Here is a 9,189-nt window from a genome sequence, read left to right on the forward strand (position 1 = left end):
AGAGAAAAAAATCGATTGCACCATTCTAATAAAAGCATAAATCATATTATGCATAGCAATATGATTTGCAAAATGCGAATGAAAAACCAGAGCCCTGTTTGTCTAATACTTAAGTCTATGAATGCAAGTGTGTTTATAAGAATTAATTTATGGCACATAACTTGATGATGTAGAGCTATACATTGGGTTAACGAGAATGCTTTATGAATACTAATAGTCACGTTTTAGAAATTATCCAAGGGGTAATAGGTAAATATTGTGAAACCCAAAGTCAAAAATTCTCTATTACCTTAATCAACAAGTTGCAATGTAACTACGTCTGTTTGCAAATTCCGCCAGAGCAAATGATTGCACAATGCGAGGCGTTTCTTACTCCGGCGCTAGCAGCAGTAAAGCAGTGCTTTTTATTGACGCTCGAAGCAAATATTCAGGGAGTTAGTATTCACTATCAGATTGATGATTCTGAACAAGTAAACACGTTGGATTTTCACGGGCTCTTAGCAACTAAAGAGTCTGTTAGTTTAGCGCTTGATGTTAGACAAAATGTAGACGTTTTAACTGATTGCGAAGCGTTACTCAAAAGCTGTTTAAAAATGTCAGCTAATACTCACGATCGTTTTGGTTTAAATTTTAAATTATTTAATAGCACGCTTAGAGAGTCTGCACAGCTAGAGGATTTACGCCATCTTAGTGGTAACGCATTAATTGATAAATTAAATAGTGACAGCTTAAATACATACATAAAGCTGTGCTCTATCAACGACATTTACGAGCTGAGCCAAGCTCATAAACTATCTAAAAAAATATTAGGCTGGCCATTTTTTGATACCGACTTAATTACTATTTTAACAACATTTCACACACAAACACGTTTATCGGTATTAGTAGCAGACGACAGCTTACCGAGCCAAATTGCTACAAAAGTAATGCTTGAAATGCTGGGCTGCTTAGTAACGTGTGCAGAAAATGGTGCCAGTGCATTAACACTTGCTCAAAATGAACCATTTGACTTGCTACTTTTAGATGAGCGTATGCCAGGAATGTTTGGTAGCGATGTGGCGCAGCAATTAGTTAGGCAAAATACACCTAATAACAATACTCCTAAAGTTATTTTAACGGGGTTAACAGGCGATGAGCAAATAGCTGAGTTGTTTGATAAAGGAATTACTCACTATTTACAGAAGCCAGTGACAAAAGCGGTACTTGAGAAATTTATTAAACCTTGGCAGTTAGCCTCTTAAATTGATTAATAAGGAGAGAGTTATGGATGATTTCTCTAAGACAGCACCTATTTTAATTGGTTTTCAAAACAATTACTTTTTGCCAAAAGGCATTTTGTATGACGAGGTTGAAGAGTCATCAAGAATTACTGGCGTGGGGGAAAATACACTCTATTTATTGACCTTCTGCGCAGAGCAATTTGCTTTAGTTATTAATACACCCATTCACTTTACGCAAAACTATAGCGAGCTTAAAAATCCGATTGGTATATTAAAAGTCATTGCGGTGGGGGCATTTAAAGCAGGTTCGTACTGTGCTCAAACCATTAAGCAGCTAGACCTTTTTAGTAATATTATAGAGGTGGTATTTGGGAAAAGAAGTTTAAATGCTTTTACACATATAGGTTTAGCCGAAAACATCAAAAAACATGGGGCCATTAATATAATTTTAGCGGGTACTGTGTCTTCTATCTGTATTGATTCAACTGTGCGCACTGCTGTTGCACTTGGTTCTAATGCCACTATTTTAAGTGACTGCACACCGAGACGCACTCCTTTTGAACAAGCATTCTACCGTGAAAAGGTTTTCCTTCTTTATGCACGAGTTTGTCAGAGTAATACTTTTATAAAGTATTGGAGAGATCATGAATAATAATGATGAGCTACAAGTTCAAATCCAATATGCACTAGTTGAAAAACTTTCCAATAGTAATCGACGTCAAGCAAAGCTATTAGCTATTTTAGATGAGTGTATTTTTGAGTGTGATAAACATTTGAATTTTACTTATATTAATGAAGCTTGGGAGAAGAAGTTAGGTTACTCAACCGATTCATTAATTGGCTCCAATATTACTAAGTTAATGAATTGCGATGATATTATGCATTTTGTCGCATACAGCTGTTGTTTACTAGAAGGGAAGCAGGCTCCCAGTGTAGAAATACAAATTAAAAGCAGCATCGGGCTCATGAACTGGTTTGAGTTAAGGTTAGTTTATGATGAAAAAAGCGGCTTTATAGGCTCGTTCTATGACATTCAACGTCATAAAGATTCTCAATTTTTGCTCACACAACAACAAAAATATGTAAAACGCTTATCGCTTGTTGCGAGCCATACAAATAACTTAGTAATAATTACAGATAAATTTGGCGTAATTGAGTGGGTTAACAATAGTTTTGAAGTACTTACAGGTTACACCTGTGATGAGGTTATAGGCACTAGCCCAGGTCAATTGCTACAAGGGCCAAAAACATGTGAAAAAAGTCGTAAGGTTATGTCTCACGCTGTAAAAAATGGGCTTCCTTTTCAAGTTGAAACCACAAATTACGATAAGAATGGTAACGTTTATTGGGTTGCTATTGATGCAAATCCAGTGCGAGATGATGAAGGTAAAGTAAAGCATTTTATCGCTATAGAAACTAATATTACGCAGCGAGTTAAAGCTGAACAAGCAATGGCAGAGATAGAATATAACTACCACTCTGTCGTAGATAATATTCCTGATATTGTTCTACGCCTTGATACATTTGGCAATTTATTATTTATAAATCAAGCATGGCAACGCGTCTTACACAGCAATGTAGATGAGAGTCTTGGCTTACCTATAATTAAGTTTATAGCAAAAGAAGATGTCGAAAAAATTAGTAGCACTTTGCTTGATTATAAACAAGGTAAGCGCGATATACGTCGCTTTGATATACGTTTGATTAATGCACAAGGCATAAATAATTGGGTTGAAATGACACTTACTCCCATTGTGGATGGCTACGAAAACGATTTGTTATCTATTGCCGCAACACTTGTTGATATACAAGAACGTATTGAAAGCGAGCAAATATTGCTTGAAGCTAAACATCAGGCAGAAACATTAGCTGAATCTAAAAGCCGATTTATGGCAAATATTAGCCATGAAATTCGCACGCCATTAAATGCCGTTATTGGCTCTGCAGATATTTTGCATCATACCGGTTTAACTTCTGAGCAAATGCGTTACACACAAATGATTAAAACAAGCTCTGATGCATTACTGAGTGTATTGGACGATGTATTAACGTATTCGCGTTTTGAAGCACAAGCTATAACACTCGATAATCAGCCATTTAGTATTGATACGTGTATTGAAGAAGCAATAGATATTATTACCCAAAGTGCTTTGCAAAAAGGGCTTGAGGTTGTTTTTGATTTTTATCCTGATGTCCCCGCTCAAGTAATTGGTGATCATGCACGTATAAGGCAAATAGCCATTAATTTATTAGCCAATGCGATTAAGTTTACTCAACAAGGCGTAATAACGGTGACCGTTAGATGTACTTACATTGGAGCCAATAATTTAAATCTTCATTTATCAGTAAAAGACACTGGAATGGGAATCGCAAAAAATAAAATAGAAAGTATGTTTATGCCTTTTATTCAATCAGATAATTCAATTACCCGAAAACATGGTGGTAGTGGCTTAGGCCTTGCGATATGTAAGCAAATTTGTGATGTAGTAGGGGGAGATATTTCGGTTAACTCTGAGCTCAATAAAGGGAGTGAGTTTATCGTTAATTACCCGTTAAAAATAGACACAACCGACTCAATATTGCGAGAGGGGCTTGCAGCACGAAGTAAAAAGCCAAGAGTATGGATTGTAGGACATAATCAAATTTTAAAAACCGCGTTGGAGCACACACTCACTCGGTTTTCTATCGCTTTTGAGCACTATGAAATATGTCCAGATATCCCTGAGTATGATAGTTTTCCTGATGCAATTGTATTAACTGATCCTCGAATGCTAGCCCAAACACGCGAGTGTATAAATACATATAACTCCCTTAATTCACCATGTTTACTTATCTTAGACTTACTAGGTGAAAGCTTATTACCGCAAAATCTTAACGACAGAGAGCTTAGGTTAAATGGCCCTTTTAAAGTATCGCATGTACCGCGAGCAATTAGTTTATTGGAAGAGCAGTTATTTCATTTAGATATTATATTTACTAATCGTGAACAAAAAAAAGCCTTAGAAAGCTCTTCAGGGTTAACTCAGTTGAATGGGACCAATGTATTGGTTGCTGAAGATAATACTAATAATCAAATAGTAATAAGACAGTTTTTAGAGCAAAAAGGTTGTCGGGTATATATTGCTAGCGATGGGCAAGAGGCAATAACGAAGGCTAAAAACAATAAAATTGATATTATTTTTATGGATATCCAAATGCCAATACTAGATGGGATCTCTGCAACCAAAGCAATCAGAAAGTTAGGTATAGCCACCCCTATAATAGCGCTCACAGCAAATGCAATTCATGGTGATAAAGAGCGATTTATAGAAGCGGGGATGAATGATTACTTAGCTAAGCCAATTGTAAGTGAGACACTTTATTTATTGCTTGATAAATATGCCCCAGAGCAGGTTATTGAATCTAAACATTTAAAGCTCTCTCGTTTAGCGCAAGTGTGGGAGAAGCTGAGCTGAGCAATGAAGGGCAATATAAAAAGTGGGTTTGTGTTGCATAAAACTTGATAAACGAAGAAATTAACCTAGTATTTTAGGAGTAAGTTAAATTTATTGTTTAGTATTTAATGAGTGTTTTTATTATAGTTTTTCAATTTGATTCGCAAATTGCAATTCAAAATAAAAATACAACGTTACGAATTATTTTTGGATTCTAAATTACATTTTTAATTTTATTAATACTTTGATTTTGTTGTTTATTTTATCTTTCGTTTGTTTTTGTTTAGTTGGCACGGCTTTCGCAACATATTAAATATCAAATCAAGACAATTTAGTTAAATTTTTAAGAGGTGCAATATGCAAACAAATACAAAAGCCAAACAACAACCTAAAAGTAATAATTGGGTACTTACACCTGAAATCATGGTTTTGTCTATTTTGCTTGTAGCTACCTTAGTAATAGGTATTACAGTTCTACGCGGTAGCGATTCTGTAGAGCCGTTAACGGACATACAGCCGATTACTTTTACACAAGCTGATGTTGAAAATGCACAGTCGATGAGTAATACGTTTGACTCGCAAAATACTAACTATGCACAACATGTAACAGCCCCTAAAAACGAAAATAACGACACTCTTTCAAACTAGAGACTTTTGCGCAGGTAACTATTTATTGTTGCCTGCGTTTTTTTTATGTTTCCTATCACCGTTTTAACTTTTTCTCCCTAGCTTTAAAATTACGTGTACGCTTTTTAATTCAAGCTGTGCGTAACCAAATTAGTCTTATCAAGCCTTTCTTTATACTCATCTTCAATTACTAATCCTTACTTTTAGCCAACAATTACTAACTGGTTTCTCTGTGCTGTTTGGGCTTGAGTAAGCTCTTATTTATTAATTTAGGTGCATTGCAAATTGAATTGCAAAATGCAAATAAAATGGAAAAATTTAAATACTCAAATAACTAAACTTAACCTTTTGAATTTGCTGTTTTTATTTTTGTTTTATTCACTTTCTAAATGGTCTGTAACTTGCTCTTGATTACATAAGTCACTAAGAGTGAAAATCGGAGCAAAACATGAATGCATTTAAGTACCTAGAATCAGAAAGCCCAGTCAATCTCGCAAGATGGCATGAGTTAGAAAGAATCATGTCGGATGCAATGCAAAATAATTATTTTAAAATGGTTTATCAACCGCTCGTATCATTAGGAACGGGAAAGTTGGTCGGCTTTGAATCGCTAGTAAGGTGCCAATCACCCCGCTTTGGTATTGTAGGCCCTGATGAGTTTATCCCTCATGTAGAGCAATCGGGAATGATTTTAGAATTAGGTGACTGGATTTTTGAGCAATGTTTGTCTGATTTAAAACAGATGCGACATTTTGGTATGACAGATATTGCTGTTTCTTTAAATATTTCACCGGTACAAATTTTAGATGGTGATGTGTTTTCAAAAGTAATGGCTTTGCTAGAAAAGCACCAAATACCACCACAAGCTATTAAAGTTGAATTAACGGAAACAGCGCTCATTCATAGTCCTGATAAAATAGCTAAGGCATTTGAAAACTTCCATAAAGAAGGCGTAAAGGTGTGGATTGATGATTTTGGCACTGGGTACGCGTCTTTAGGTCTACTTCGTCAATTTGATATCGATGGTTTAAAAATTGATCGCAGTTTTGTAAGTGGTATTGCAACTAATAACGAAGACTTTACGTTATGTAGCGCAATTATTGCGATGGCTCAACGATTGGGCTTACAAACTGTAGCAGAAGGCATTGAAGAGAATGAGCAATTACAAATATTAGAACAACTTGGTTGTGATATTGCTCAGGGGTACTTGCTCGATAAGCCGCAAACATTAACAAAAAGTATTGATACCTGGGCTCTGTAATTGTTTATATTCATTTTGATTTGCAAAATGCAAAAAACAAATTACTCTTAAACTACAATTCTTACATTTTATTAGTGTACGAAGCTTTAACTTACACAAAGGTTATCTATGCCTATATCAGAGCAGTTTATCGATAAAAGTATTACGGAGCTAAATGTTTTAATTCAACTTGAAAAGGATGTTGGAATAAGCGTTTTAGCTCGATTAGTAAACTTATTTATCGATGAATTAGTTACTATGGCTAACCAATTAGATACGGCAATTAGTAATGCAGATATTATAAAAATTAGAGAAATAATGCATGTTTTGAAAAACTCGGCTGCCTTATATGGAGCCGCTCCTTTAGCTGCATTGGCAACACAGTTACACGATTCACCACCACCAACCACAGAAGAAAATTTGCACGCAGCGCTTGTTATTAAGCATAACTTGGATAAAACCCGAGATGCATATCAAATAATGAGTAAGAGTATAGCTATCTAGGAGAAAGCCGTGTCAGATATAATGGGTAAAGGCCTTGTTTATATTGTTGAAGATAGCATCGCAAGTGGTGCTTTGTACGCAAGTCAGCTAGAGCAAGTAGGTTTTGAATGTAAGCATTTCGCAGATGGATATTCTGCTTTGGTCGGTATTAAAGAAAAAATGCCTGCGGTGATAGTACAAGATGTATGCTTGCCTGATATAAGTGGGCTTGAAGTTTTACAATTTGTAAATAAACAAAAAAATCCTGCTAATGTAGTCATGATCACCTCAAATAGTTCTATTGATATTGCAGTGGAAGCTATGCGTTTAGGTGGCTTCGATTTTTTAGAAAAACCCTTCACAAGTCAGCGACTTATTAGCTCAGTAGAAAGTGCGTTAACACCCAAAGAGCAAGCTAAAGTACAACCTTTGGTTCAAAGCAGTGAAAAAAGCCAAGATTTTGTTGGTGAATCTCTCGCAATGAAAACCGTTTTTAGATTGCTAGATAGCGCAGCTAGAAGTAAAGCATGCGTATTTATTACAGGTGAAAGTGGAACCGGTAAAGAAGTATGCGCACAAACCCTTCATGATTCGAGCCCTCGCAGCCAAGGCCCTTTTATTGCTATAAACTGTGCTGCGATCCCTGCTGAATTATTTGAATCAGAATTTTTTGGTCATGTTAAAGGGGCGTTTAGTGGGGCGTTAAGCGATCGTAAGGGCGCTGTTGAAGTGGCCAACGGCGGTACGTTATTTCTAGATGAACTATGTGAAATGGAGCTTAACTTACAAGCTAAGTTATTGCGCTTTTTACAAACCGGCATATTTAGCAAGGTTGGTAGCAGCGAGGTATTACACAGCGATGTTCGCTTGGTATGTGCAACCAACAGAAATCCAATAATAGAGGTAGCAGAGGGGCGCTTTAGAGAAGATTTATATTATCGTTTAAATGTTATCCCCGTAAAGCTCCCGCCTTTAAGGGAGCGCGGAAACGATATTTTGCTGCTCGCTGAGTATATTTTAAAACAAAAAAGCGATAGCAACGCTAAACATTTTATTGGCTTTTCTGATGAAGTTAAGGCGCTTTTTTGTAATTACGATTGGCCAGGAAATATACGCGAACTGCAAAATGTAATTGAAAATACAGTCGTTATTAATGATGGCGATGTAATAGAAAGAGATATGCTACCAAATTCATTTGGTCTAGGCGCTGTAAAACACTCAAGCTCAACTAAGTCAATTCACAATACAAACGATCAGAGTGTTCAATTATCTCCTATGTCGGTTCACGATATAGAACCATTATGGCAAGTTGAAAAAAGGGCTATTGAAAACGCAATCAAAAGCTGCGAAGACAACATTCCTCTTGCTGCTGCTTATTTAGGGGTAAGTGCATCTACCATTTATAGAAAAATAAAGGGATGGTCTTAAAGCTTTAATAGATTTTTAATTGCAATTTTAGGTTGAATTAATAAAAGTTACCCTAAACTCTATGTGTAAGAGCAAAATTAATTTTTAATCTGAAACAGTAAAAGGAGATCGCAATGAGTAACACTAGTTTAAAACCTGCGGATATTATGCCATCACTAGTAGTGAGTGATGTTGATGAGAAAAAGGTAGATTTAGTTGACAGAATAAGTGACTCTCCGTGGAAAATGATTGTTGTTTATCGAGGCCAGCACTGCCCTAAATGTACTGCGCAACTCAACGAGCTTGCTAAAGTTCATAAAGACTTTAAAGAGGCTGGAGTTGAAGTGGTTGCAGTAAGTGGTGATAGCCATGAGCAGCTTAATAAACATCTTGAAAAAATAGATATTAACTTCCCAATTTACTATGGTTTAACAATCGAACAAATGACTGATTTAGGGCTACATATTAGCGAGCCTCGCAGTGGTGCAGAAACTGATCATCCATTTGCTGAACCAGGAATTTATGTGCTTAATGAAAAAAATCAGCTTCAAATGGTAGATATATCAAACAGCCCGTTTGTTCGTCCTGATTTAGAGCAACTGCTAGGTGGGATTAAGTTTTCAAGAGAAAACGACTATCCAATCAGGGGCACATTTATTAAATAGTATTCATTTTAAATGGTTTCAAAAAAGGCACTCTTCAGCTGTCTCTTGATCACAAGTCTGGCTCAAGAGATTTTGCTAAATCGTAGCCTTCCAGGATGGCTTGTAACTTAAGC

8 protein-coding genes are annotated in these 9,189 nt (G+C 36.0%); all 8 read left to right on the forward strand.

Annotated elements, in window-relative coordinates; genetic code table 11:
- Positions 1-203 precede the first annotated feature (203 nt).
- The 8 genes from I6F66_RS14345 (at position 204) to I6F66_RS14380 (ending at position 9,076) form a co-directional block, all read left to right on the forward strand.
- Positions 204-1,241, forward strand: coding sequence for a response regulator (locus tag I6F66_RS14345; protein ID WP_165729187.1), 1,038 nt, complete (start codon positions 204-206; stop codon positions 1,239-1,241).
- Positions 1,242-1,263: 22 nt separating this feature from the next.
- Positions 1,264-1,872 carry a cysteine hydrolase family protein gene (locus I6F66_RS14350; protein ID WP_197209392.1) on the forward strand — a complete coding sequence of 203 codons (609 nt, stop codon included), beginning with the start codon at positions 1,264-1,266 and terminating at the stop codon, positions 1,870-1,872.
- Positions 1,865-4,675, forward strand: a complete 2,811-nt coding sequence (locus I6F66_RS14355; RefSeq protein WP_165729191.1) for a PAS domain-containing hybrid sensor histidine kinase/response regulator — start codon at positions 1,865-1,867, stop codon at positions 4,673-4,675. Before I6F66_RS14350 ends, I6F66_RS14355 begins: the two co-directional genes overlap by 8 nt.
- A 336-nt stretch (positions 4,676-5,011) precedes the next feature.
- A complete protein-coding gene (locus tag I6F66_RS14360) occupies positions 5,012-5,302 on the forward strand; it encodes a hypothetical protein (RefSeq protein WP_007585474.1) in 291 nt (96 codons plus the stop codon).
- A 427-nt stretch (positions 5,303-5,729) separates the two neighbouring features.
- Positions 5,730-6,542: a bifunctional diguanylate cyclase/phosphodiesterase gene (locus I6F66_RS14365; protein WP_165729193.1), complete on the forward strand. Its 813-nt coding sequence runs from the start codon at positions 5,730-5,732 to the stop codon at positions 6,540-6,542.
- A 108-nt stretch (positions 6,543-6,650) separates the two neighbouring features.
- On the forward strand, positions 6,651-7,025 hold the full coding sequence (locus I6F66_RS14370) for an Hpt domain-containing protein (protein ID WP_024591627.1): 375 nt from the start codon (positions 6,651-6,653) through the stop codon (positions 7,023-7,025).
- A 9-nt stretch (positions 7,026-7,034) separates the two neighbouring features.
- Complete coding sequence (locus tag I6F66_RS14375; protein ID WP_197142251.1) at positions 7,035-8,432, forward strand: sigma-54 dependent transcriptional regulator; 1,398 nt, start codon at positions 7,035-7,037, stop codon at positions 8,430-8,432.
- A gap of 113 nt (positions 8,433-8,545) precedes the next feature.
- Positions 8,546-9,076 (forward strand): peroxiredoxin-like family protein, encoded by a 531-nt coding sequence (locus I6F66_RS14380; RefSeq protein ID WP_007585494.1) that lies wholly within the window; start codon positions 8,546-8,548, stop codon positions 9,074-9,076.
- The last annotated feature ends 113 nt before the right edge of the window (positions 9,077-9,189 follow it).

Origin of the sequence: Pseudoalteromonas sp. NZS100_1 (assembly GCF_015864285.1) — a bacterium.
GTDB lineage: Bacteria > Pseudomonadota > Gammaproteobacteria > Enterobacterales > Alteromonadaceae > Pseudoalteromonas > Pseudoalteromonas arctica.

Bases quoted from the DNA above. Each gene is read 5' to 3' on its own strand.
- I6F66_RS14365 (WP_165729193.1), top strand. From the start codon at position 5,730: ATGAATGCATTTAAGTACCTAGAATCAGAAAGCCCAGTCAATCTCGCA.
- I6F66_RS14370 (WP_024591627.1), top strand. From the start codon at position 6,651: ATGCCTATATCAGAGCAGTTTATCGATAAAAGTATTACGGAGCTAAAT.
- I6F66_RS14345 (WP_165729187.1), top strand. From the start codon at position 204: ATGAATACTAATAGTCACGTTTTAGAAATTATCCAAGGGGTAATAGGT.
- I6F66_RS14380 (WP_007585494.1), top strand. From the start codon at position 8,546: ATGAGTAACACTAGTTTAAAACCTGCGGATATTATGCCATCACTAGTA.
- I6F66_RS14350 (WP_197209392.1), top strand. From the start codon at position 1,264: ATGGATGATTTCTCTAAGACAGCACCTATTTTAATTGGTTTTCAAAAC.
- I6F66_RS14360 (WP_007585474.1), top strand. From the start codon at position 5,012: ATGCAAACAAATACAAAAGCCAAACAACAACCTAAAAGTAATAATTGG.
- I6F66_RS14355 (WP_165729191.1), top strand. From the start codon at position 1,865: ATGAATAATAATGATGAGCTACAAGTTCAAATCCAATATGCACTAGTT.